The 24,228-nt window shown below is 42.9% G+C and carries 17 protein-coding genes, 4 tRNA genes, 3 rRNA genes and 1 pseudogene; 21 read left to right on the forward strand and 4 right to left on the reverse strand.

Going from position 1 to position 24,228, the window contains the following annotated elements:
- Positions 1-2: 2 nt before the first annotated feature.
- The 6 genes and pseudogenes from truA to ERJ70_RS00305 all read left to right on the forward strand — a co-directional run bounded on the left by truA (position 3) and on the right by ERJ70_RS00305 (position 6,487).
- On the forward strand, positions 3-782 hold the full coding sequence (gene truA, locus ERJ70_RS00275) for a tRNA pseudouridine(38-40) synthase TruA (RefSeq protein ID WP_209366438.1): 780 nt from the start codon (positions 3-5) through the stop codon (positions 780-782).
- A 245-nt stretch (positions 783-1,027) separates the two neighbouring features.
- A complete protein-coding gene (gene rplM, locus ERJ70_RS00280; protein ID WP_209366439.1) occupies positions 1,028-1,465 on the forward strand; it encodes a 50S ribosomal protein L13 in 438 nt (145 codons plus the stop codon).
- Between the two features lie 19 nt (positions 1,466-1,484).
- Complete coding sequence (gene rpsI, locus ERJ70_RS00285) at positions 1,485-1,877, forward strand: 30S ribosomal protein S9 (protein WP_053217590.1); 393 nt, start codon at positions 1,485-1,487, stop codon at positions 1,875-1,877.
- Between the two features lie 183 nt (positions 1,878-2,060).
- A pseudogene (gene tnpA / locus ERJ70_RS19940) lies at positions 2,061-2,330 on the forward strand (IS200/IS605 family transposase); the annotation flags it as partial.
- 246 nt (positions 2,331-2,576) lie between these two features.
- The gene (locus ERJ70_RS00300) at positions 2,577-3,269 is read left to right on the forward strand and encodes an ABC transporter ATP-binding protein (RefSeq protein ID WP_209366440.1); all 693 of its coding nucleotides are present in this window, start codon (positions 2,577-2,579) and stop codon (positions 3,267-3,269) included.
- Positions 3,266-6,487, forward strand: coding sequence for an ABC transporter permease (locus ERJ70_RS00305; RefSeq protein ID WP_209366441.1), 3,222 nt, complete (start codon positions 3,266-3,268; stop codon positions 6,485-6,487). The genes ERJ70_RS00300 and ERJ70_RS00305 overlap by 4 nt, the downstream gene beginning before the upstream one ends.
- Positions 6,488-7,002: 515 nt before the next feature.
- Here ERJ70_RS00305 and ERJ70_RS00310 read toward each other — a convergent pair.
- On the reverse strand, positions 7,003-7,278 hold the full coding sequence (locus ERJ70_RS00310; RefSeq protein WP_209366442.1) for a hypothetical protein: 276 nt from the start codon (positions 7,276-7,278) through the stop codon (positions 7,003-7,005).
- A gap of 341 nt (positions 7,279-7,619) precedes the next feature.
- Positions 7,620-8,696 (reverse strand): gluzincin family metallopeptidase, encoded by a 1,077-nt coding sequence (locus ERJ70_RS00315; RefSeq protein WP_209366443.1) that lies wholly within the window; start codon positions 8,694-8,696, stop codon positions 7,620-7,622.
- 125 nt (positions 8,697-8,821) lie between these two features.
- Between ERJ70_RS00315 and ERJ70_RS00320 the strand changes: the two genes are divergently transcribed.
- The 5 genes from ERJ70_RS00320 (at position 8,822) to salA (ending at position 15,025) form a co-directional block, all read left to right on the forward strand.
- Entirely contained in the window at positions 8,822-10,624 is a 1,803-nt protein-coding gene (locus ERJ70_RS00320; RefSeq protein ID WP_209366444.1) for an ABC transporter ATP-binding protein, read from the forward strand.
- Positions 10,617-11,171, forward strand: coding sequence for a MauE/DoxX family redox-associated membrane protein (locus ERJ70_RS00325; protein WP_209366445.1), 555 nt, complete (start codon positions 10,617-10,619; stop codon positions 11,169-11,171). The genes ERJ70_RS00320 and ERJ70_RS00325 overlap by 8 nt, the downstream gene beginning before the upstream one ends.
- A gap of 16 nt (positions 11,172-11,187) precedes the next feature.
- Positions 11,188-11,733 carry a thioredoxin domain-containing protein gene (locus ERJ70_RS00330; protein WP_209366446.1) on the forward strand — a complete coding sequence of 182 codons (546 nt, stop codon included), beginning with the start codon at positions 11,188-11,190 and terminating at the stop codon, positions 11,731-11,733.
- Between the two features lie 1,416 nt (positions 11,734-13,149).
- Positions 13,150-13,866 (forward strand): N-acetylmuramoyl-L-alanine amidase CwlD, encoded by a 717-nt coding sequence (gene cwlD, locus ERJ70_RS00335; protein WP_209366447.1) that lies wholly within the window; start codon positions 13,150-13,152, stop codon positions 13,864-13,866.
- 103 nt (positions 13,867-13,969) lie between these two features.
- Entirely contained in the window at positions 13,970-15,025 is a 1,056-nt protein-coding gene (gene salA / locus ERJ70_RS00340; protein WP_209366448.1) for an iron-sulfur carrier protein/transcriptional regulator SalA, read from the forward strand.
- 60 nt (positions 15,026-15,085) lie between these two features.
- Here the strand turns inward: salA and gerD are convergent, their stop codons facing one another.
- Positions 15,086-15,748, reverse strand: coding sequence for a spore germination lipoprotein GerD (gerD, locus tag ERJ70_RS00345; protein ID WP_245208074.1), 663 nt, complete (start codon positions 15,746-15,748; stop codon positions 15,086-15,088).
- A 140-nt stretch (positions 15,749-15,888) separates the two neighbouring features.
- Here gerD and ERJ70_RS00350 point away from each other — a divergent pair, with 140 nt between their 5' ends.
- Complete coding sequence (locus tag ERJ70_RS00350; RefSeq protein ID WP_209366449.1) at positions 15,889-16,563, forward strand: KinB-signaling pathway activation protein; 675 nt, start codon at positions 15,889-15,891, stop codon at positions 16,561-16,563.
- Positions 16,564-16,582: 19 nt separating this feature from the next.
- On the opposite strand, the gene pdaB is transcribed toward ERJ70_RS00350, so the two are convergent.
- Complete coding sequence (pdaB, locus tag ERJ70_RS00355; protein WP_209366450.1) at positions 16,583-17,341, reverse strand: polysaccharide deacetylase family sporulation protein PdaB; 759 nt, start codon at positions 17,339-17,341, stop codon at positions 16,583-16,585.
- Positions 17,342-17,521: 180 nt separating this feature from the next.
- Between pdaB and ERJ70_RS00360 the strand changes: the two genes are divergently transcribed.
- From ERJ70_RS00360 to ERJ70_RS00400, 9 genes are all read left to right on the forward strand, one after another.
- Positions 17,522-17,731 carry a hypothetical protein gene (locus ERJ70_RS00360; protein ID WP_209366451.1) on the forward strand — a complete coding sequence of 70 codons (210 nt, stop codon included), beginning with the start codon at positions 17,522-17,524 and terminating at the stop codon, positions 17,729-17,731.
- Between the two features lie 63 nt (positions 17,732-17,794).
- The gene (pgmB, locus tag ERJ70_RS00365) at positions 17,795-18,472 is read left to right on the forward strand and encodes a beta-phosphoglucomutase (RefSeq protein ID WP_209366452.1); all 678 of its coding nucleotides are present in this window, start codon (positions 17,795-17,797) and stop codon (positions 18,470-18,472) included.
- A gap of 307 nt (positions 18,473-18,779) precedes the next feature.
- A 16S ribosomal RNA gene (locus ERJ70_RS00370) occupies positions 18,780-20,345 on the forward strand.
- A gap of 107 nt (positions 20,346-20,452) precedes the next feature.
- Positions 20,453-20,529 (forward strand) — tRNA-Ile (locus ERJ70_RS00375).
- A 7-nt stretch (positions 20,530-20,536) separates the two neighbouring features.
- Positions 20,537-20,612, forward strand: a tRNA-Ala gene (locus ERJ70_RS00380).
- A 129-nt stretch (positions 20,613-20,741) separates the two neighbouring features.
- A 23S ribosomal RNA gene (locus ERJ70_RS00385) occupies positions 20,742-23,659 on the forward strand.
- A 243-nt stretch (positions 23,660-23,902) separates the two neighbouring features.
- Positions 23,903-24,018 (forward strand): 5S ribosomal RNA (gene rrf / locus ERJ70_RS00390).
- The 16S, 23S and 5S rRNA genes sit together here with 4 tRNA genes alongside, the layout of an rRNA operon.
- A 7-nt stretch (positions 24,019-24,025) precedes the next feature.
- Positions 24,026-24,100, forward strand: a tRNA-Asn gene (locus ERJ70_RS00395).
- Between the two features lie 3 nt (positions 24,101-24,103).
- Positions 24,104-24,176: transfer RNA gene (locus ERJ70_RS00400), tRNA-Thr, on the forward strand.
- Positions 24,177-24,228 lie beyond the last annotated feature (52 nt).

Consider the following 24,228-nt stretch of genomic DNA (forward strand, 5'->3'; position numbering starts at 1 on the left):
CAGTGGGACGGATAAAATGTATTATTAGCTATGATGGAACTGGTTTTTCAGGATATCAAATCCAACCGAATGGACGTACTGTACAGGAAGAAATAGAAAAAGCGTTGACAAAAGTCCATAAAGGCGATTTCGTTAGAGTTGTAGCATCAGGAAGAACCGATGCCGGTGTCCATGCAAAAGGACAAGTCATCCATTTCGATACCGACATCGAGATGCCGGAACCAAACTGGAAGAAAGCGCTGAATGCCTTGCTCCCGGAGGATGTGCACGTAATCACGGCGGAGAAAGTAAATGATGCGTTTCACTCACGCTATGACGTGGAGGAAAAGGAGTACCGTTATTTTGTGTTGAATGCAGAGGACGACGATGTCTTCCAACGGCATTTTTACTGGCGCAGGAGTGGGGAAATCGATGTGGAAGCGATTCAGAAAGCTTGCACACTGTTGGAAGGACGCCATGATTTTTCTTCTTTCTGTTCTGCAAAAACAGACTTGCAAGGGGATAAAATCCGTACGATCTATCAGGCTAGTTGTCACAGGGATGGAAACATGATCATTTTTTCCTTTAAAGGCAGCGGTTTTTTATACAATATGGTGCGAATTTTGGTGGGAACATTGCTGGAAATTGGCAAAGGGAAAAGACCGGCTTCTTCGATCCCGCAAGTGATTGCCGCAGAAGACCGCAAAGCCGCCGGTGAAACAGCGCCGCCGCAAGGTTTGTTTCTATGGAATGTCACCTATTTGGAAAGTGATAAAAATTCGTTACAAAACAACGGCTCCTAGTGTAACATTTCCTTGACATCCAACCTTAATTGTTATAGTATGATTAATGGCATTTTATTTCTATACCACGATTAGCCCCGGAAAGTTAATTCGTGTAGAATAGATGAAATACGCAATCTGCCCGGTCCATTTGAGTGAGGAAGAACAGAAAACTACAGACTGCAGTTATCGTTCTTAATCAGTGGATATGGGAAGTCGTCGTTAGATAAAAGATTATGGAAATTGAAATTCAGGAGGTACTGAACATGCGCACAACTTTCATGGCGAATGAAAATAATATTGAACGCAAGTGGCTTGTTGTGGATGCTGAAGGACAAACGCTTGGACGTTTGGCAAGTGAAGTTGCTGCTATTCTTCGCGGCAAGCACAAACCGACATACACACCGCATGCTGACACTGGTGATCATGTAATCATCGTAAACGCAGAAAAAATCGAACTTACTGGTAACAAGCTTAATGACAAAATGTATTACCGTCACTCCAACCACCCAGGTGGTTTGAAGCAGCGTAATGCATACGAAATGCGTACGAAATACCCTGAGCAAATGCTCGAACTTACAGTAAAAGGTATGCTTCCAAAAGGCAGCCTTGGCCGTAAAATGGGTAAAAAATTGCACGTATTCCGTGGCCCGGAACATAATCATCAAGCACAAAAACCTGAAGCATACCAGCTTCGCGGATAATTAAAGGAGGTAAACGATAGTGGCACAAGTACAATACTACGGCACCGGACGCCGTAAAAGCTCAACTGCACGCGTGCGTTTAGTACCAGGAACTGGACGTATCGTTGTAAATAATCGTGACGCTGAAAGCTATTTCCCATACGAAACACTTCGTACTATCATTAAGCAGCCTCTAGCTGCTACAGAAACAGAAGGAAGCTACGATGTACTAGTAAACGTAGACGGTGGAGGATTTACCGGCCAAGCTGGCGCAATCCGCCACGGTGTAGCCCGTGCTTTGTTGGAAGCAGATCCAGAATACCGTTCTGCTCTTAAAAGAGAAGGCTACCTTACTCGCGACTCCCGCATGAAAGAACGTAAGAAATACGGTCTTAAAGGCGCTCGTCGTGCACCTCAGTTCTCAAAGCGTTAATTATCAACGTTTGGAAGGCTCTCAACCATTTTGGTTGGGGGTCTTTTTTATTGAATTAGAAATCCTCTGGGTATACCGGAAGTTGCGGAGAGAGTATAGCGTGGGAATAAAAAAACCTCACTTCATGGTAGGACTGAGTTGGTTCCTGACCACTTCATCTCACCATAAAAGGAGGTATGCCCTGTGAACCGTTTAGCACATTCAACATGAAACTGTAAGTATCACGTAATCTTTGCTCCCAAGTACAGAAGACCGATCATTTATGGAAAGTACAAAAAGAGTCTTGGGGCAACTTATATATTTAGGTGAACGGAAAGCCAAATCATCCATGAAGCTGATGCCTGTTCGGATCACAACCATGTTAGTCAATATTCAACGAAGTTAAGTGTATCGCAATTTATGGGGTACTTAAAAGGGAATAGCAGTATGATCATAGGGGAAATCAGAGGAAATAACAGAATTCTTTAGAATTAGAGTGAGTGAGGTGGTGTCTGATTTGAAATTCATTGAGATGTTAATTATACGATTAATTGCTCTAGATAAACCAAGAACTCCCAATTAAAATAAAACTTATATCAACCAAACAAAAGGAAAGTTTTAGGTGAAAAATATTTAATAACATACTTGAATAATGTATACTATTTATTAAAGTCAGAATAGAAAAAATTTACAAAATACTTATAATGGAGGAAGGGGAATATGACACATACCATAAAATGTATTCGATTGCATAAGGAGTTTAAAGGTGACGGTGTAAATACAATCGCTCTTAATCAAGTGAATTTGGAGTTCAAAGAAGGAGAGTTCGTCTCTATTGTGGGTTCATCTGGATCAGGCAAGTCCACTTTTTTAAGCCTGGTCGGAACATTGGATAAACCATCAGGGGGGACTGTGCACTATGGAAAATTAGACTTGAAAGGGTTTAATTCAAAAGAATTAGCTGATTTTCGATTTGAGAACATTGGGTTTGTTTTTCAACAGTATCACCTATTGCCTACTCTGACGGCTCTTGAGAATGTGATGGCCCCGTTGTTATCCCGGAAGGTTTCTTATGATAAAAAGGAGCGGGCGAAACAATTACTGGAAGAGGTAGGACTTGGGGATAAAATGAATTCTCTCCCTTCCCAGCTTTCAGGAGGGCAGCAACAGCGTGTGGCTGTAGCCAGAGCTTTAATCCATGAGCCGCATTGGCTGTTGGCGGACGAACCTACCGGCAACCTGGATACCGAAACAGGCGAGATGATTTTTGACCTGCTCCTCCGGCTCAATAAGGAGAAAGGCTGTGGGGTCATTTTTGTCACCCATGAATCAGCCCTGGCTGTGCGTGCTGATCGTATGATCGAAATGAAAGATGGCAGCGTCATAAGGGATACGGGGGTATCCGGCCTATGATACGATTGATTTGGAATTCCTGGTGGCGGAATAAGGAACGATTCATTTTGCTGCTGATCGGTGCATTGATTGTAAGCATCGGATTAAGTTACCTGGTGGGAACGACGCAAGCAAGTCAAGGAACCATCGTCGATGAACTGCAGAAACGCTGGAAGTCTTCTTATGATATAGTCGTCCGTCCTCCAGGAAGCAGAAGCGTCACAGAAGATAAACAGTTACTGGAACCTAACTATCTCAGTGGGCTGAGTGGAGGAATCTCCCTCGATCAATATGAAGCAATCCGCTCCATGCAAGAGATAGAAACAGCTGCTCCAATCTCAATGATGGGGTATGTCGATTATGGCACGACACTTGCAAAAGTAACTTACAACGAACCTGGCATATACCGATTACATATGCAAAACGCAACGACAAACGGTGTCAATACCTATGAGGACGAGAACACGCTATATTTCACTATTGGCAGGTGGCAGGCTCCGCAAGGCACCCAGCAGGAATATGGGGTAACAGGATTTAATGGAGAGCTGGTCAACAGTAATAATATCCTGGTTGCAGGAATCGATCCTGAAGCGGAAGCCCAATTAACAGGATTGAATGATGCTATTTCGGATAAAACGGAGCAAACCAGGAGATTTTTCAACAATAAATCATCTGTAACAGTCAAAGATATCGGGGGAGGGCTGCAAAACATTCAAATCCCTGTCCTGTTGAGCACCGAGTCGTTTGTCGAAGGAACTTCCACTTATACCATTGAGAGAATAGAGCAATCATTCCAGCAGGATGAACAAGAAGATGTCATGAACAAGGTCAAGGAACAGGGAGGAAAGCAATACCTCGACAACTTGGAAGCGAAACAGATCGACCACTTTACTTTCACCTCAGAAGAATCCCACCAAAAAACCATCGAGCTGATCAAAGGAAACAATGAGCATAACGAGGCATCACTCGATTCGTTCAATTGGATGGCGTTCCAGCCGTCCCCCGTCACTTACCGAGAGGTCAACAGTCCGTTCGGAGAGCGCTGGCCTTTTGCTTATCAGGTAAGACCATACACCGTTCCTGCGGATAGTCCGCTGGCACAGAAGCATGCCTACCGTCCTATTACCATGTTTTCTGAAAATAGTGAAGGTTGGCCCCGTCTTGAACTCGATTTTCAGGGAGTATTTGACCCTTCCCAATTGAATCTGTCCAAAGATCCACTGAACGAACTCCCCATGGAAACTTATTTTCCTTCAAGCGCAAAATGGGTCATGGATAGTGAGCAGAACCCTATCAACCCTCCGGAGACGATGAAGCCATTGAACAATCCTTATGGTTTTTTAACGAAACCTCCGCTTCTGCTGACCACCATCGAGGCTGCTTCTCAAGTGCTCGGAGATGAACCGATTTCGGCAATCCGCGTAAAAGTGCGGGGAGTCGATGAAATGTCCGATTCGAGTGAACAGGTGTTAGAACAAATTGCCAGTGAAATTGAAGAAAAAACCGGTTTGATCACCGATATCACCTTGGGATCATCCCCACAGCCAGCAATTACCCACATTCCTGCTTCCGGTGAGCAGGAGAGCCTTGGATGGGTCGAACAGCCGTGGATTAAGCTTGGCTCTTCGATTTCCATCTTCAAAGAGTCAAAGATGGGCTTATCTGGTGTTATCGCCAGTGTCATTGTCGTTGCTATCGTTTATGTGTTTGCATCCAACATCATGATGATGTATGCACGTAAAAAGGAGTTTGCCGTATTGCTTGCTGTAGGCTGGCGACCGAAGCAACTAAGCTTTCTGTTATTTATAGAAGCTCTTATCCTTGGAAGCTTTGTGTCTTTAGTCAGCTGGTTGATTCTCGGAATCATTTACGTCACGAACGATGTGCAGACCTCCATATGGAGACTGCTGTCCATCGCCATATTCGGGCTGTCGATTTACTTGTTGGGTTCATTCATTCCAAGTATTCTCGTACGGCGAATTTCTCCATATGAAACGATTAAGATAGGAGAAGTGACAGCAAAGAAAAGACATAGCTTTCAAGCCTTCACGAGCTTCGGAATGGCAGCTAATCAATTGATGACCCAATGGAAAAGAGCGTTATTATCCATTGTATCAATTGCACTGCCGACTGCTATGTTGATCTACTTTTTATTCATCACCTTTCAATTACGTGGGACAATGTACACTACCTGGCTGGGTGAGTTTGTAGCCATGGAAGTTGGTGTCATGCATTATATCGCGATGGGGGTAGCGATGCTGATTGCTATCCTGACGACGGCAGAAATTATGTGGCAGAATGTTGCCGAGCGTCAGTCGGAATTCGCTGTCCTGAAAGCATTAGGGTGGAGGAATAGTACGGTACGGATGCTTGTCCTTTGGGAAGGGGCTATCACTGGATTGCTAGCCGGAGTGTTCGGCCTTTGTCTATCCCTTGTCGTTATTACTATTAGTTACAGCCAATTCCCGGCTGAATCGGTCATCTTTTTCTTAGGTACACTTTTGATTCCTGTCTTTACCGGTATTTTCGGAGCCACCCTCCCTGCAATGAAGGCGGTTCAACTTACGCCAAGTGAAGGTTTTCGTGGAGGAGTTTCAAATACCAGGCAGACAGAAAAGGCATTCCGTTATGTATTCAGTATTGGCGGGGCTGCCTTGGCTGGCGGAGTGGCCGCTATCATGATGTTTGCCATTCCAGATATTCAGCAGAAACAGGTCCATTCCAGCAACACGTCTACTAATGATGTCGATGGCACAGAAGGGCTGCTTGAGGTTTCTGCCCCCTCTGAGGAAGAGATGATGGATGAGGAAGACGAATCCGTTCAAGCTGGGAATTTCATCGAGCAAGAAAAAGAGACTGCTTATAAAACATTGACACTCGGGGAGAAAGTGTTTGAAGCGGAGGATAAAGAAGTTGTGGTAGAACATGTTGACCCTCCAGCGGACCTTAAGACAGAGAAAAAATTAATTACCCTACGGATAACCTATCATAAGAAAACGGGAGAGGGAAGCGTTGTTTATAAACCACAAACATTCCCGCTGATAAATAAGAAGGGAGAGTTTTTCAATCCCATCGAATTCGATGAAATGACGGAATCGACATGGAATGGAATTAGAGTCAAAGGAACAACAAAAGTGATTACAGAAGCCACGTACGAGATTCCCGAAAGAAGTGAAAATATTGTATTTAAGATGTATGGGAGTTGGACACCTGGAAAAATTATAATTGAATTAGATTAAATAAATAGAAGAAAAAGAAGGTAGAGCAAAAATATATTGCTCTACCTTTATTTAATGAGAAGCTACATTACGTGTACTTCTCATTTCCTATATTTATATCCTTCATAAAATTCACGTATTTATGGATAGTCAAAAGATAAGCATACGCGTTTTGGGAATGTATCAATCTATTTGAGAATGAGATAATTATAAATTAAAAAGATGGCCACGGAATCCACTCCGAGACCATCTTTTTGAATCTTAAGTAGTACCTTCCCTATAAAAAGGGGTGTAGTTAAGCCTGTCTTCATTGATAAGTAATACAATTAACAAGGGCATGAAGCTGTAACTACAGAACAAGTAGTACCATCACGCCCATCATATGTTTCGCGACATCTTGCATCGTCTTTAAAAATTCTGAAACAATCATAGTCATAGCAGCAGTACTCTCTTTCCCGGTGGAAGCTTGAATCAGCACAAGGTACGTATTGCATGAACTCACCCCCTTTTTCAAAGTTTATATATTAATAACTTTTCTAAAAGCTATTAATAACTTGTAATGGAATAGGAGTAGCCTTCTCTAATTCTAAGCCACATCCCACTTTTACAAATGCAGGCATAAATCTTAGTTGCATTTCCTTAAATAATTCTTTATCTGTAAGGTATACTTCAAAAGAAAAATCATAGAGGTCTGCAAGTTCCTCAGCTTTATCATGATCTTCTTTTTTAAATAGAACAAAAAAATTCTTATCTTTACTAAGGTTAAAAAATTCTTCAAAATTTATGCTGCAATACGCACAATTTCTGTCCATGATTACAAAAACACTGTCTCTTTTAAGCAGCTTTTGAATGTTGATTTGGGAGTTATCCTTAATGCTCTGAAGTATGTAATCGGAGAGTTGCAAATTCTTAGCATAACGTGGACCTGATGGAGTTTCTTTATTTTGATATGCCTTCTCAACGTCAGCTTGCCAGGCTTTATATTTATTCCACCATGTTATAAGCCTATAAAAAAAGTAAAATAAAAATAATATAGAAATAAGTATTAACGCGATATTAAATGTGGTAATGATAGTGCCATCTCCCTTCCACTAAACTAATGAAAGTCACTAGACAATGTAATTATATACCATAAATGTAATAAGTCAACAAATTATAGGGATTTTTTGTAAAACACCTCCAAATCTTGATTAAATTTTTCGCTGCCATAGGTTCTTTTAATTGCTATAAAGGATCTAAAACTAAGGTTGTCAATCTTATGTTCTACACGACTATTAATATAGGGATAATTTTTTAGTTTCTTGCAAAGTGTTATGAATGCTTCCAGACCATATAGAGAAATTAAAAAATTTACAAAGAGGAAACTTTGATTATACAGTGTTCTTCCACTATAGTAGTCCAATTCACTTAGTTCTTTTAAAGAGAGCAACGAACCTTCTTCGCGAAACGTCTTCTTAACTAAAGTGTCAATCCCCTGACTATAAAAAGCGGTCTTTCCACTTGAAAACTCTATGCTTTTCTCCAGATAAATAGCTAAACCTTCTTGAAGGAATAAGGCAGCATTATCATTTGTTAATTGGGAAAGTAGTGTATGAGCGATTTCATGGGACAATACATTAAACACGTGCTGTTTCCTGTCTCTTTGGTGCAAATAATGGGGAATAGCTATTTTGATAGATTCATTTGCCTCATTCCAACCGTAAATAGAGAAGTGGGGGATAGTAACTGAGATTTGTTCCAATTTACTGTATAGTTTTATTACAACCATCTTACTATTCCAATTAAAAGTTTCTTTGTACAATTTGATAATTTGATCTATATAGATTTTAATTTCATTGATAATTTCTTCTTGATCGTTTAAGTAATATATCGACGCATATTGGGTTTGTACACAAAGGAAAGGCAAGTCATTTATTTTCCAGGTATCATATTTTTTAATTTGGTAGGTACAACTTAATTCTTTAACTCTTCCGGAAGGTCTTTTGATTGTTAATTGAAAATCCATGAGCCCCTGTCTCTTATTGTCCAAAGTTATAGCTTTTATTTTTGGCTTGAAAATAAATCTATTACTGGATTGGTGAATTATTTCTTTAAACCACCTACTTTGTTCAATATAAAAAAGATGGTTATCTTGGTTTTGATATTCCATAAAAGAAGAATAGTTGCCATCTTTTATACTTTGAATGTAGGGTTGGAAATGTTTTTTTAATTGATTGGTGACATTCGACATTTCAATCCCCTTTCTTTCTAAAATAATCCTAAATATTCAAAATTTATTTACTATTTACAATTTTTATTATATACTATATTTAGTAAATGTCAAAAAATGCAATTTTTTTAAGGGGTTAGTGAGAAATGAACTTAGCTAAAAAGTCTATCCAGTCTCTAGTGATAAGTTATAAATATGCTTGGAATATTAGTAAATGGAGCTTAATGGCTGTGAGTTTCTCAAGGGTTATCTTAGGCTTGGTACCATTACTTAGCATTTGGTTACTGGAAAATTTACTTGACAGTATGGCGACTTCCCTTTCAGGAGATAAGGTGTTTTATGTAGCAATAATTATATATTTAGTTGCCATGGCTTCAGTCACATTTTTTTCCTTTGCTTTTAACAAAATCACAGAAATAATAAAAAAAATTCTGCAATATAAGTTTGATTTGGACGTGAAGGGTAACTTGCTGACGGGGGCACAAAAGGTGCCATATATGGAATTTGAGGACTCTGTTTTTCAAAATAGATTCATTAGGGCTTTGACAGGTCAGAAGAGCATGTTGAACCTTATTGATAGTAGTACAAGTATATTACAAGCCTTAATTTCTCTCATGAGTTTAATGTGGTATTTAGTGAATGTTAGCTACCTTTTCGGTATTCTTCTATTCATTCTTGTAATTCCATTGACTGTTTTAGACATTACATATGGAAAACAACGCTTTAACCTCTCTAGAATCTTGGTAGAAAAGGGGAGAGAGGAAGGTTATTATGAGAGTCTTCTTGTAAGTAGGGAATCTTTAAAAGAACTTAGAATGAATAATCTTGAACCTTTTTTTGTAGATAAATGGAAACAGAAATTTCAAGAAAACCACAAAGAAAAAATTAAACAAGAAATAAAGCAGACAAAATGGCTGGTTCTATCCAACATTATTCTTTGGGGATCTTTTATAGGATCTGGGAGCTATGTTCTGTTTTTGACAGTTAGAGGACAGCTAACTATTGGGGTATTTACGGCAGTAATACAGGGAGTACAAAAATTACAAGGCGTCGTTCCTAGTTTAACTAATAGTTTAGCGCGTTATTTTGAATATTCTCTCCATGTCCAAGATTATTCCAATTTCATACCTGCTTATGCTAAGGAGAATGGTACAAAGTCTATTAATAAAGTAGAGAGTATAGAAGCTAGAGACCTCTCTTTTCAATACCGAAATCAAACTATCCCTACGATTAAAAACATAAACTTTAGAATTACTCCCGAAAAAAAAATTGCTATTATCGGGGAAAATGGTGCTGGAAAAACAACCTTGGTCAAATGTCTGGCAGGTTTATATGAAACGACGGATATGATCACTTTAAATGATAGTTTAGATATTTCTGAGGTAGTCCAAAACCAATACCGGGCAAGACTTAGCGTATTATTCCAGGATTTTAATAAATATGAGCTGGACGCTGCTTCTAATATAGCTAGTTCTAATATTGAGCAACTAAGTAATGATGAAAAAATTGAAAAGTATGCAAAATGCACCGGAATTCACACATACCTCAATACCTTGAAAGCGCGATATAGTACTACTTTGGGAAGGCTATTTAAAGGCGGTCAAGAACTATCAGGTGGACAATGGCAAAAGGTTGCTATATCGAGGGCCTTATTTAAAGAAGGAGATTTCATTTTTTTAGATGAGCCTACCTCTGCGTTAGATCCTGAAAGCGAATTCAAAGTAATTAAAAACCTTTTAAAGGAGGTACAAGATAAGGGAGTAGTCTATATAACACATAGATTGAATGTTGCAATGCTGGCAGATGAAATTGTATTAATGGGGGAGGGAGAAATTAAGGAAAGAGGCACTCATGAAGAGCTATTGAATCTTAAGGGTTCTTATTTTGAGTTATACAATATGCAGATGAAACAAATGACTATAAGTAGAGGAGGAGCATTCATTGGCTGATTTTGTCTATACCGTTTCGTGTTATATCTTAGCCTTGATATTTATATTATCTATATGGGACAAATTGGCAAAGTGGCAAGTCTACCTAGTTAAAATAAAAGAATACAATATATTACCTGAAAATTTAGTGGCAGTATTTGGCTGGCTCTCTCTCTTAGTTGAACTTTTATTGGCTTTTTATTTCTTAACACTACAAGTAAATTTATACGCATCAATGTTATTTACGTTATTAATGCTGATATACACCGGGGCGGTGAGTGTAAATATATATAAAGGTAATACACTAATTGCATGTGGGTGCGGGGGGGTTCTGGAAAATGATCGTTTAAGCCTTTTGATTGTTTATAGAAATTTAGCATTGGTGCTAATTGGGGTTGGAACATCTTTTTTGAGAGAAGAGTTTATGGTTCATCTACCTTATTTTCACTTCACTTCTCTGTTAATTTCAGTGAGCATATTAATGGTCTATGGGGTGTTAGTCACATTTTTTGAACAGTTAAAATTAATTAAAAATTTAAGAATGAAACTATCTTACTTTGAGGATTGAGTTGGGAGGAATTTAAATGGAAAATTTGTTACTAACTATAACTTTAATCCTGTTAGTAGCTAACCTGTCGGTCATGTACTATATGTTGAAGTATAATAGTCACTTTTTAAAGCAAATTCAGAGTATAAAGGGAATTCAATTTAACACTCTCGAACAAGGAGAGCAAGCCCCTATTTTTAGAATTCATGATCAAAATGGCAATAAAATAGTAACTAAAAAGCTATTCTTTGGTGAGAAAAATACGTTGTTGTTATTCATCAATACGAAATGCCCAAAGTGTAAAGAAATTTTACGCCAATTGAAGATAATAGAGAAACATTATAACTTAAATATTCTCGTCATTAATAATGATGAAATGTTTGATGACCATCAGGTGAGAGAATTACTCCCCAAGAATATTTTTTACATACGATCACCACAAATTCCTATTTCGTATTATATCCACTCGACTCCCTCGGCAGTTCTTGTTGAAAAAGGAAAAGTGAAACTTTTTAATAAAGTCAATAATTTTAACGTTCTTCTTAATCTCTTAGTTATGGAAGAAAAGAAAAAAGTTAGCTAATCCTTAGATGCTTTATTTCAGTAATCTCTTTCTTTGGTAATGAGGTTCTAATATCAAAACAAGTAGCTCTATCTTTATATTTGTTAGTAACTAAGAGCCCTTTGTTTCGTTATTAGAATTAATTAGAACCAAAAGAATATCTAACTGAGATAAAATCAGAGAAAATAAAGTCTAAGGAATAATCTATTGAGGGAGAAAAGAGAATCGGTCAAGGAACAAATTAATATAGAGTTTAAACTGTCTTTTAATTCTTAGCTTACAACTGCAGTTGCGATTTGTTCCTAATGCTATCAAAAACAAGTACTAAATGAAAAAGCAATAGCGCCTTAAAACTCATAATTATCTATAGTGAAAAACTTTGCGCAGAGGTGGCTAGAGATTGATCTTCCAAACCGAAATGGAAACAATGATGGAGCATTTGTAAAGGTGAATACAGTGTTTTTATTATCATAAATAGAAAATGAGCCTCTTCCAAAAGGTTCGTTTTCTACTGTGCAGTACAATAATTACCTTACTGTGGACCAGAAGATATCTTTAAAAGTGTTTTTAATATCCAGACTTTTGAGGTATTCTAGTTGTGAAATTCACTTATCAAAAATTGACAAAAAGCACTAAATGATGAAATTAACCGTTACTTGCAGATGCAGAATGAGTTCAATGAACAAATAATAAACTATAAGGTGAAACTATTAAATAAACAAGAAATATTTGAGTTAGAGCAACTTTTAGAAAGGGGGCGATCATTTGGGAGAGTTTTGAACATGATTTCAAAAATCGGTCGTGACAATAAGTCGAGTCGATGTACGGATGCTAATGGTAAATTCTTTAATCGTTAGGAGATTATAGGTAGTTGGAAAGTATCGTACCAGGAGAAAGTAGCTCGAAATAAAGATGGTATTGGTTTACGCTTGCTTCAATTTGGATCATTATCAGCAATACATGCACATTGGCCGACATCAAATTCTCCAGCAACTATTGTTTTATCTACTGGAACTGGAAAATCAGAAACGATGTATACAGCGATTATTTCTGAAAGAATATCCTTCACACTTATTATGTGCCGTCTAATCTTTTGAGGGAACAAATATAAAGATATTACTCAAAACATTTATTTGGGGACATTCAGAGGGCTCTCAACCAATTTGGTTGGAGTTTTTTTTGTTTTGCGGAGAAAACATTCACTGGATTCGTAAGGGTGATTAAAAAGTGACACAAGCGGAAAGCAACTGTTTAAAGATCGAATTGGAGTGCGATACGAGAAATCACCTATTTCTGGGCCGTGAAGGTCAAACCCGGTATGTTAAGTCGGAAACAGATGAATGATCCCCTTCAGCATCTCGAACTGAAAACCTGTCATAAACATCCGACTTGTCCCATATAGTGGACAACAGGAAGATGTTTAGGAGGCCGGGGAGCATGAAAAAGTACCTGAAAGCAGCAGTATGGATGGTAGGCGTAATCCTGTTGGTGCTGTTAATGCAATATCCGATTCAACAATCTACCGATTCGTGGGATTCATGGGCGTTGCCATTGTCTGGAAAAGTGATTGTGCTGGATCCCGGCCATGGTGGACCTGATGGCGGAGCGGAAGGAAGCGATGATACCCAGGAAAAGGAGATTGCCCTGCGTGTAGCAAAGAAGCTGCAAAATTATCTGCAGCAGGCCGGGGCTCTCGTTTTTTTGACGAGAGAAAAAGATGAGGATTTGGCTGCAAAGGAAACAAGAGGGTTGTCGCGGAGAAAATCGGAGGATATTCGTAACCGTGTAGAATTCATAAAGGATAAGGAAGCGGATTTCTTCGTCAGCATTCACCTAAATGCACTTCCTGCTAAACAATGGTCCGGAGCACAGACCTTTTATTATCCTTCTGATGGTGAGAATGAGCGCCTGGCCAAATTAATCCAGGATGAAATCAAACGGAACTTGGAAAATACGACACGGGAGGCACTAGGTCTGAACAGTATGTATTTGTTGAAGCATGCCGAAGCCCCGGGGGCGCTTGTCGAAATCGGATTTTTATCAAATGTCCATGAACGGGACCTGTTAAAGACCGATGATTACCAGGGTAAAATGGCAGCAAGCATATATGAGGGCATTCTCCGTTACGTTACAGAAGAAAAAGAAGATAATTAAAAGACGATTTCCCATCCTGAAATCGTATCACTTAGCATCCCGTACAGATATGTTATACTAGCATTGTGGGAAAAGGACAGCGATTAAAGGATGGTGACACAATTTGCTTACCCAAGAGCAGGTTTTAGAATTATTAAATCCAATTGAAGACCCGTTTTTACATACAACGTTTGAGAAAACCGGCGGAGTAATGGAAGTGCGCATCAAGGAAGAGAAAAAGCATGTCAGTGTGAAATTAGCGATTGCTAAAACGAATACTGCTGAACAAATGCAGCTCCAACAGGAGATCGTCAACGTATTAAAGAAAGCGGGTGCAAACACAGTCGGACTTCGTTTCGAGCAGCTGCCCGACGAAGTGATTGCGAAGTACCAGCCTGCAGCGGATGAGGAGAAATCGAATTCTCTGCTAGGCGGGAATGCCAACACCAAATTTATCGCGGTGGCCAGCGGCAAAGGCGGTGTCGGAAAGTCGACAGTGACCGTTAACCTGGCTGTGGCATTGACCAGACTTGGCAAGAAAGTCGGTATCATCGATGCGGATATTTATGGGTTCAGCGTTCCGGACATGATGGGGGTAGAAGAACGTCCAGTCGTGCGGGGCGAAAAAATCATTCCTGTAGAAAGGTTTGGTGTCAAGCTGGTATCCATGGGATTCTTTGTAGAAGACAATTCTCCCATCATTTGGCGCGGACCGATGCTGGGAAAAATGCTGACAAGCTTTTTCAAAGAAGTAGAATGGGGAGAGCTTGATTACTTGCTGCTCGATTTACCGCCAGGAACTGGAGACGTTGCTCTGGATGTCCACTCCATGCTTCCTTCCTCGAAGGAAATCATTGTGACGACTCCGCATCCTACCGCGGCTTTTGTTGCAGCGAGAGCCGGGCAAATGGCCATGCAAACCGAACATGAAATCATCGGGATTGTAGAGAACATGGCTTATTTTGAAAGCAAGACTACCGGGGAAAAAGAGTATGTCTTTGGAAAAGGCGGCGGAAAAAAACTCGCTGAATATCTGAAAACAAAGGTGATTGGCCAGCTGCCACTGCAGCAGCCTTATGAAGAAGAGGATGTATTTGCCCCTTCCATTTACCAGGAAGATCATCCAAACGGGAAAGAATACCGCAAAATTGCTGCAAAAGTGATCGACAGCTTCGAATAAATTCTTAAAAAAGAGAGCAGTCCTTTTCTGGACTGCTCTTTATGTTTAACAAGAGAAGGATCAACCCCCGCCTCCGCCACCATCGGACCCCTGTCCGGAACCCTGTTGTCCACCCTGGCTTTGACCGCTTCCGCCGCCACTGCTCTGGTCTTGTCCGGAGCCTTGGGATGGTTTCATTTCTTCCGCAGCTTTTAAAATAATCTCGCTCATTTGCGCTTTGAACATTGGCGAATCCATCGTTTCCTGAATTGTTTTTTCCAAATGCTCGCGGAATTGCTGGCTTTTCATGGCACTTACCATCTGCTCTGTCATTTCCGGGTTTTGGAATAACTCGATCATTTGTTTTTGGAACGACGAATCACTCATCAAGCCTTTTAACACATCTTTGTGCTGGTCTTGGATGGCTTTGGAAAATGACTCAACAAACTTCGGGTCATCGAACATTTTGGTCCAAAACTTTTTTCCTTCATCGGAAGTCAATGCTTTCTCGACTGAATCCTTTACTGTATTCCCCTCGATCACATAGGTCTTTTGCATTTCTTCGTCGGAAAGCACTTCTGTGATTGCTTTTTTCCCTTCATCCGTCTTCAATATATCGGTAACCATTTTCTTGGTTGTGTCATAGTTGCCTTCTTCTCCACTCGTGGTGTTACCACCGCCACCACACGAGCTTAACAGGAGAAGTGATATACACAGTAATAAATGTGGCATGAGTTTAAACACACAGGATCCACTCCTTTTATTTGCACTCACTTGGTCTTAATATGGTTCGAATCAGAAAAAATATGTATTGCGGAAGAAAAAACGGGGGATTCATGATAAAATACGTTAGGGACAAGGTATATTAATTAGGAGGATATCGAGTGAACAGTAGAAATTGGGTTCGCATGTTTTTAACCACCCTTCTGGTTGGAGCGGCTTCTACCCTTATTACCAGCTTTTTCGTAAAAGCCGGATCTTATGGGGAATATCTTCAGCCGGTTGATCTTTTTGAAATATTGGGCTTAGTAATATTTTTCACCGCCCTTGGACTGGTATTCAGCTTAATCAGTCAAATGGGATTCTTTGCTTATTTGACCATCAATCAATTTGGACTGGGAATGTTCAGGGGATTTTGGGTGCCGATTCAGGTAGTGCTGATTCTTTTCACTTTATTTGATTTGATTTACTTCCGTTATAAGTCTGCTGATGGGGAAACCCCCATATTTATCTATTTGCTGGTAGCTGCTGCATTGTTCGGATACAGCTTGGTAATTGCAAAAATCAAAGCAAATGAAACCAATACTAAAGCGTTTATCCCAGCCTTGTTTTTTATGTTTGTTGTCACCTCCATTGAATGGGTACCAGGTCTGCGGTCGACTGGGAGCGATTATGAATGGCTGATGATTATTCCGTTATTATTATGTAACACCTATCAATTATTATTGCTCCATCGTATCACCAACCAAAAAGCGGCAGCGGAAGGAAAGGAATTAACTTCTTCAGCGAAGTCTGCGACGAAACAGAATAAAAAACAAAGAAGCAAGCGTAAAAAATAAACGCTTGCTTTTTCATAAATTAGTCAATTGTTTTTGACTTTGCTTCTATCCGGGAAATTAGTTCTGAAATGGTGACGTATTGGAACCCTTTGTTTCTTAATCCGGGGAGCAGTGTTTTCAATGCTCCAGGAGTCTGTTTCACAGAATCGGATGCATGGAGAAGGATAATGTCACCATTGGTTGTTTTTTTCATCACCTCGTCAATGATTGCTTGTTGCCCGGGATTTTCCCAATCATGCGGATTTACGTTCCATTGAATGACATCAAATCCCAATTCCTCGGTCATTTTCAATATTTCCTTGTCAAAATGACCGCTTGGTGTACGTAGCAGCTTGGTATCCGGATAGCCAAGCTTGCGGAACACTTCCTTGGCATACATCAAGTCTTTCCTCACTTGTTCCTTCTCCTGCTTCAGGTAGCTTTTGTAACGATATCCCAGCATCCCGATTTCATGTTTTTCTGCAATTTTATCTACGATTTCCGGATGCCGTTCGGCCCATTCGCCACTCAAGAAAAAGGTGGCTTTCACCTCATGCTTGTTTAACTGTTCCAAGATTGGCTCCACTTTCTCATTTCCCCAGCTAATATTGAAGGTCAGGGCGATGTTCGGATCCTGTTCGCTCCCTTTACTTAACGCGGCTGGACTTTCCTTTGTAGAAAAAACAGACAAACTGCTTTCGTTGTCCACCCATATAATAAATGCAGAAAAAAGTGCTGCTACTACGATGAAGGCCCAGCGCTTCCATCGATTCACTTTCATGACATAAAAATGTTCCATTGCTCCCCTCCTTTTGGACTTGCTTTATTTTATGATGGGGAATGGACATTCATGAACCAAAGCAAAGAAGATTCTCCGTCCGAAAAGTTTCTGAATTTTCCGTTTGCATACGGCCGATTATAAAAAAATGAAAGGCGGGTATCATAGTAGAACATTTATACAATTATTGGGGGCGATTGGATGATTGGGCTGTTGGTCGACGAAAGAGAACGGAAGGAAATGGAGTATCTCATAAAACGGGAGCTGGAGGAACTTTTGCTGGATATGGAGGATAATCGAATTGATCATTTAGTGAGGCGGGCAATGAAGGAACGTTACCGTATTCTGTTTCAGCTGTTTCGCAAGGTAGCTGAGGATAAGGAGTGCAGAAAGTACATATTGAATGGATAAGGCCGATTAACACCCGTTCTCTTTGTGGTATAGTCATGGTAATGGATATTATCGTGATGGAGGATGGTTATAATGGAGATAGAAGCAATTATCTATGATTTAGACGGAGTAATAACGGATACAGCGGAATATCATTTTTTGGCGTGGAAAGCTCTGGCGGACGAACTGAATATCCCTTTTGATCGTTCTTTTAATGAACAGTTAAAGGGCCTGAGCCGAATCGACTCGTTGGAGATAATTCTGCAGCAAAGCAATCAAACTTACTCAGAAGAAGAGAAACAACGATTAGCAGCAAAGAAGAATGAACATTATCAGAAACTGATCCAAAAGATCAGTCCAGAAGATTTATTGCCTGGCGTAGAATCCTTTATGAAAGAAGTAAAACAAGCAGGCATAAAAACGGGTCTCGCTTCTGCAAGTAAGAATGCACAGACGGTTATTGAACGATTACAGGTGACAGATTTACTTGATACATTGGTTGATGCGGCCAAAGTGGAACGGGGAAAACCGGATCCAGAGGTATTTTTAACGGCAGCGAAACAACTTGGGGTTCCTGCAGCGTGTTGTGTCGGAATTGAAGATGCCAGTTCCGGAGTAAAGGCAATCAAAGCAGCGGGGATGTATGCTGTCGGTGTAGGGGAAAGGGAATATCTAGGTCAAGCGGATTGGGTCATATCGGATACTAGCCACTTGGCTTTGGATAGTCTGGCGAAGAAAATCAACGAGCATAAAAAAGCATAATCAAGCGTGACGTGTCATAGCTAAGTTTTCCATAAGGAATAGGATGGAAAGCTTTTAAATTTACTATTGATAAACAAACAGTGGTGTGGTATATTATTTTTTGTTGCAAGTCAGCGCTAAATGTCTGTGTTCAACAATAAAAATATTTTGTTCCAAAAAACATTGACACTTACTTGTAACCATGTTATATTATATTTCGTCGCCAAAAACGACGCAACAAAATTTGATCTTTGAAAACTGAACAAAACAACCAGTATGTCAAGCGAGATATACAAGCTAGTTTTTGAACGAGCAAGCAAGCTCACTTTTTATGGAGAGTTTGATCTTGGCTCAGGACGAACGCTGGCGGCGTGCCTAATACATGCAAGTCGAGCGCGGGAAGCAGGCAGATCCCTTCGGGGTGAAGCCTGTGGAACGAGCGGCGGACGGGTGAGTAACACGTGGGCAACCTGCCTGTAAGATCGGGATAACTCCGGGAAACCGGGGCTAATACCGGGTAATACCTTCCTCTGCATGGAGGAAGGTTGAAAGGCGGCCTTTTGGCTGTCACTTACAGATGGGCCCGCGGCGCATTAGCTAGTTGGTAGGGTAATGGCCTACCAAGGCAACGATGCGTAGCCGACCTGAGAGGGTGATCGGCCACACTGGGACTGAGACACGGCCCAGACTCCTACGGGAGGCAGCAGTAGGGAATCTTCCGCAATGGACGAAAGTCTGACGGAGCAACGCCGCGTGAACGATGAAGGTCTTCGGATCGTAAAGTTCTGTTGTCAGGGAAGAACAAGTACCGTTTGAACAAGGCGGTACCTTGACGGTACCTGACGAGGAAGCCCCGGCTAACTACGTGCCAGCAGCCGCGGTAATACGTAGGGGGCAAGCGTTGTCCGGAATTATTGGGCGTAAAGCGCGCGCAGGCGGTTCCTTAAGTCTGATGTGAAAGCCCACGGCTTAACCGTGGAGGGTCATTGGAAACTGGGGAACTTGAGTACAGAAGAGGAGAGCGGAATTCCACGTGTAGCGGTGAAATGCGTAGATATGTGGAGGAACACCAGTGGCGAAGGCGGCTCTCTGGTCTGTAACTGACGCTGAGGCGCGAAAGCGTGGGGAGCGAACAGGATTAGATACCCTGGTAGTCCACGCCGTAAACGATGAGTGCTAGGTGTTAGGGGGTTTCCGCCCCTTAGTGCTGAAGTTAACGCATTAAGCACTCCGCCTGGGGAGTACGGCCGCAAGGCTGAAACTCAAAAGAATTGACGGGGGCCCGCACAAGCGGTGGAGCATGTGGTTTAATTCGAAGCAACGCGAAGAACCTTACCAGGTCTTGACATCCTCTGATTCCTCTAGAGATAGAGGTTTCCCTTCGGGGACAGAGTGACAGGTGGTGCATGGTTGTCGTCAGCTCGTGTCGTGAGATGTTGGGTTAAGTCCCGCAACGAGCGCAACCCTTGACCTTAGTTGCCAGCATTCAGTTGGGCACTCTAGGGTGACTGCCGGTGACAAACCGGAGGAAGGTGGGGATGACGTCAAATCATCATGCCCCTTATGACCTGGGCTACACACGTGCTACAATGGATGGTACAAAGGGAAGCGAAACCGCGAGGTGAAGCAAATCCCATAAAACCATTCTCAGTTCGGATTGCAGGCTGCAACTCGCCTGCATGAAGCCGGAATCGCTAGTAATCGCGGATCAGCATGCCGCGGTGAATACGTTCCCGGGCCTTGTACACACCGCCCGTCACACCACGAGAGTTGGCAACACCCGAAGTCGGTGAGGTAACCTTTTTGGAGCCAGCCGCCGAAGGTGGGGCCAATGATTGGGGTGAAGTCGTAACAAGGTAGCCGTATCGGAAGGTGCGGCTGGATCACCTCCTTTCTAAGGATAAATTAGCTCTTACGAGCTAAACACAGGACATACTTGGTTGTTTGGTTCAGTTTTGAGGGATCAATTCCCTATACCCGTATTATCTTCTCCGCAAGGATGGGCCTGTAGCTCAGTTGGTTAGAGCGCACGCCTGATAAGCGTGAGGTCGGTGGTTCAAGTCCACTCAGGCCCACCATCCATTCGGGGCCTTAGCTCAGCTGGGAGAGCGCCTGCTTTGCACGCAGGAGGTCAGCGGTTCGATCCCGCTAGGCTCCACCATTTTAATTACTTGTACCTTGAAAACTAGATAAGAAAATAGGAAGTGAAGGCGACTGCTCAGCAGGAGCCGGAACTAGACTATGCAAGACATTCAACGACATTGAAGTAACACGTCATTCACGAACGATAAGTTAAGTGAAGAAGGGCGCACGGTGGATGCCTTGGCACTAGGAGCCGATGAAGGACGGGACAAACACCGATATGTCTCGGGGAGCCGTACGTAGGCATTGATCCGGGAATTTCCGAATGGGGGAACCCCCTGCCCGTAATGGGGCAGGACGCTTATCTGAATTCATAGGATAAGTGAGGCAGACCCGGGGAACTGAAACATCTCAGTACCCGGAGGAAGAGAAAGCAAATGCGATTTCCCAAGTAGCGGCGAGCGAAACGGAAACAGCCCAAACCAGAGAGCTTGCTCTCTGGGGTTGTAGGACACTCCATCGGAGTTACCAAGAAACAGTTTAAGCGAATCGATCTGGAACGATCAGCCAAAGAAGGTAAGAGCCCTGTAGTTGAAAGATTGTTTCCTCCGGAGTGGATCCTGAGTACGGCGGAACACGAGGAATTCCGTCGGAATCCGGGAGGACCATCTCCCAAGGCTAAATACTCCCTAGTGACCGATAGTGAACCAGTACCGTGAGGGAAAGGTGAAAAGCACCCCGGAAGGGGAGTGAAAGAGAACCTGAAACCGTGTGCCTACAAGTAGTCGAAGCCCGTTAATGGGTGACGGCGTGCCTTTTGTAGAATGAACCGGCGAGTTACGATCTCCTGCAAGGTTAAGTCGGATAGACGGAGCCGCAGCGAAAGCGAGTCTGAACAGGGCGAATAGAGTAGGGGGTCGTAGACCCGAAACCGTGTGATCTACCCATGTCCAGGGTGAAGGTCAGGTAACACTGACTGGAGGCCCGAACCCACGCGTGTTGAAAAACGCGGGGATGAGGTGTGGGTAGGGGTGAAATGCCAATCGAACACGGAGATAGCTGGTTCTCTCCGAAATAGCTTTAGGGCTAGCCTCAAGAGTTGAGTACTGGAGGTAGAGCACTGATTGGACTAGGGGCCCTCATCGGGTTACCGAATTCAGTCAAACTCCGAATGCCAGCCACTCGATCTTGGGAGTCAGACTATGGGTGATAAGGTTCATAGTCGAAAGGGAAACAGCCCAGACCGCCAGCTAAGGTCCCAAAGTATACGTTAAGTGGAAAAGGATGTGGAGTTGCTTAGACAACCAGGATGTTGGCTTAGAAGCAGCCATCATTTAAAGAGTGCGTAATAGCTCACTGGTCGAGTGACTCTGCGCCGAAAATATACCGGGGCTAAACGTATCACCGAAGCTGCGGATTGTTCTTGCGAACAATGGTAGGAGAGCGTTCTAAGTGCAGCGAAGTCAGACCGTGAGGACTGGTGGAGCGCTTAGAAGTGAGAATGCCGGTATGAGTAGCGAAAAAAGAGTGAGAATCTCTTTCACCGAAAGCCTAAGGTTTCCTGAGGAAGGCTCGTCCGCTCAGGGTTAGTCGGGACCTAAGCCGAGGCCGAAAGGCGTAGGCGATGGACAACAGGTGGATATTCCTGTACCACCTCCTTTCCGTTTGAACGACGGGGGGACGCAGAAGGATAAGGAAAGCGCACTGCTGGTCATGTGCGCCCAAGCAGTAAGAGAGTCGGATAGGCAAATCCGTCCGGCAATCTCAAGCTGTGATGGGGAGGGAAATAAAGTACCGAAGTTCCTGATTTCACACTGCCAAGAAAAGCCTCTAGTGAGGAAAGAGGTGCCCGTACCGCAAACCGACACAGGTAGGCGAGGAGAGAATCCTAAGGTGATCGGGAGAACTCTCGTTAAGGAACTCGGCAAAATGACCCCGTAACTTCGGGAGAAGGGGTGCTTCTTTTGCGAGAAGCCGCAGTGAATAGGCCCAAGCGACTGTTTAGCAAAAACACAGGTCTCTGCGAAGCCGTAAGGCGAAGTATAGGGGCTGACACCTGCCCGGTGCTGGAAGGTTAAGGGGACGCGTTAGCCGCAAGGCGAAGCGTTGAACCGAAGCCCCAGTAAACGGCGGCCGTAACTATAACGGTCCTAAGGTAGCGAAATTCCTTGTCGGGTAAGTTCCGACCCGCACGAAAGGTGCAACGACTTGGGCACTGTCTCAACGAGAGACCCGGTGAAATTATACTATGCGTGAAGATGCGCATTACCCGCGACAGGACGGAAAGACCCCGTGGAGCTTTACTGTAGCCTGATATTGAATGTTGGTACAGCTTGTACAGGATAGGTGGGAGCCTTAGAAACCGGAGCGCTAGCTTCGGTGGAGGCGCCGGTGGGATACCACCCTGGCTGTACGGACCTTCTAACCCAGGACCGTGATCCGGTCCGGAGACAGTGTCAGGTGGGCAGTTTGACTGGGGCGGTCGCCTCCCAAAGAGTAACGGAGGCGCCCAAAGGTTCCCTCAGAATGGTTGGAAATCATTCGCAGAGTGTAAAGGCAGAAGGGAGCTTGACTGCGAGACCTACAAGTCGAGCAGGGACGAAAGTCGGGCTTAGTGATCCGGCGGTGCCGTATGGAAGGGCCGTCGCTCAACGGATAAAAGCTACCCCGGGGATAACAGGCTTATCTCCCCCAAGAGTCCACATCGACGGGGAGGTTTGGCACCTCGATGTCGGCTCATCGCATCCTGGGGCTGTAGTCGGTCCCAAGGGTTGGGCTGTTCGCCCATTAAAGCGGTACGCGAGCTGGGTTCAGAACGTCGTGAGACAGTTCGGTCCCTATCCGTCGTGGGCGTTGGAAGTTTGAGAGGAGCTGTCCTTAGTACGAGAGGACCGGGATGGACACACCGCTGGTGTACCAGTTGTTCCGCCAGGAGCATAGCTGGGTAGCTACGTGTGGAAGGGATAAGTGCTGAAAGCATCTAAGCATGAAGCCCACCTCTAGATGAGACTTCCCATCATTTTAAATGAGTAAGATCCCTCAGAGACGATGAGGTTGATAGGTCCGAGGTGGAAGCGTGGTGACACGTGCAGCTGACGGATACTAATCGATCGAGGACTTAACTTAAAACAAAAAGTGAAGGCGACTGGTCAACAGCGTATGGATAGATCAGCCAGATGGTAGTACGCCGCTTTGAGCGTACGAAAAGCTGGATGAACTATACACTAGCTGTTAGGAGCCGTAACTGGATTCAATCAAAAAGCGTCGCGGACTCCGGTCCGCAGAGCATGATTCAAACGTGTGAAGTTCGTTGATGTCTTCCTTCTTATCTAGTTTTGAAGGTACACTTTTCTTAAAAGCATACCGATGTCTGGTGGCAATAGCGGAGAGGCCACACCTGTTCCCATGCCGAACACAGCAGTTAAGCTCTCCAGCGCCCATGGTAGTTGGGGCTTTGCCCCTGCGAGAGTAGGACGCCGCCAGGCAGATTATTCCACCGTAGCTCAGTGGTAGAGCAATCGGCTGTTAACCGATCGGTCGTAGGTTCGAATCCTACCGGTGGAGCCATTTGCTTCCATAGCTCAGTCGGTAGAGCGCTTCCATGGTAAGGAAGAGGTCGCCGGTTCAAGTCCGGCTGGAAGCTCTTTAAAAAACGCTTGTCCTGTAAGGGATAGAGCGTTTTTTATATTTATGAC

The sequence above is a fragment of the Sediminibacillus dalangtanensis genome, assembly GCF_017792025.1.
In the GTDB taxonomy this organism is placed as follows: Bacteria; Bacillota; Bacilli; order Bacillales; family Amphibacillaceae; genus Sediminibacillus; species Sediminibacillus dalangtanensis.

What these genes read in the sequence shown, in the direction of transcription:
- pdaB (WP_209366450.1), bottom strand. Translation starts at nt 17,341, where the DNA reads ATGGAACATTTTTATGTCATGAAAGTGAATCGATGGAAGCGCTGGGCC.
- ERJ70_RS00330 (WP_209366446.1), top strand. Translation starts at nt 11,188, where the DNA reads ATGGAAAATTTGTTACTAACTATAACTTTAATCCTGTTAGTAGCTAAC.
- ERJ70_RS00300 (WP_209366440.1), top strand. Translation starts at nt 2,577, where the DNA reads ATGACACATACCATAAAATGTATTCGATTGCATAAGGAGTTTAAAGGT.
- rplM (WP_209366439.1), top strand. Translation starts at nt 1,028, where the DNA reads ATGCGCACAACTTTCATGGCGAATGAAAATAATATTGAACGCAAGTGG.
- ERJ70_RS00320 (WP_209366444.1), top strand. Translation starts at nt 8,822, where the DNA reads ATGAACTTAGCTAAAAAGTCTATCCAGTCTCTAGTGATAAGTTATAAA.
- ERJ70_RS00315 (WP_209366443.1), bottom strand. Translation starts at nt 8,696, where the DNA reads ATGTCGAATGTCACCAATCAATTAAAAAAACATTTCCAACCCTACATT.
- cwlD (WP_209366447.1), top strand. Translation starts at nt 13,150, where the DNA reads ATGAAAAAGTACCTGAAAGCAGCAGTATGGATGGTAGGCGTAATCCTG.
- ERJ70_RS00360 (WP_209366451.1), top strand. Translation starts at nt 17,522, where the DNA reads ATGATTGGGCTGTTGGTCGACGAAAGAGAACGGAAGGAAATGGAGTAT.
- ERJ70_RS00305 (WP_209366441.1), top strand. Translation starts at nt 3,266, where the DNA reads ATGATACGATTGATTTGGAATTCCTGGTGGCGGAATAAGGAACGATTC.
- ERJ70_RS00310 (WP_209366442.1), bottom strand. Translation starts at nt 7,278, where the DNA reads ATGGACAGAAATTGTGCGTATTGCAGCATAAATTTTGAAGAATTTTTT.
- pgmB (WP_209366452.1), top strand. Translation starts at nt 17,795, where the DNA reads ATGGTTATAATGGAGATAGAAGCAATTATCTATGATTTAGACGGAGTA.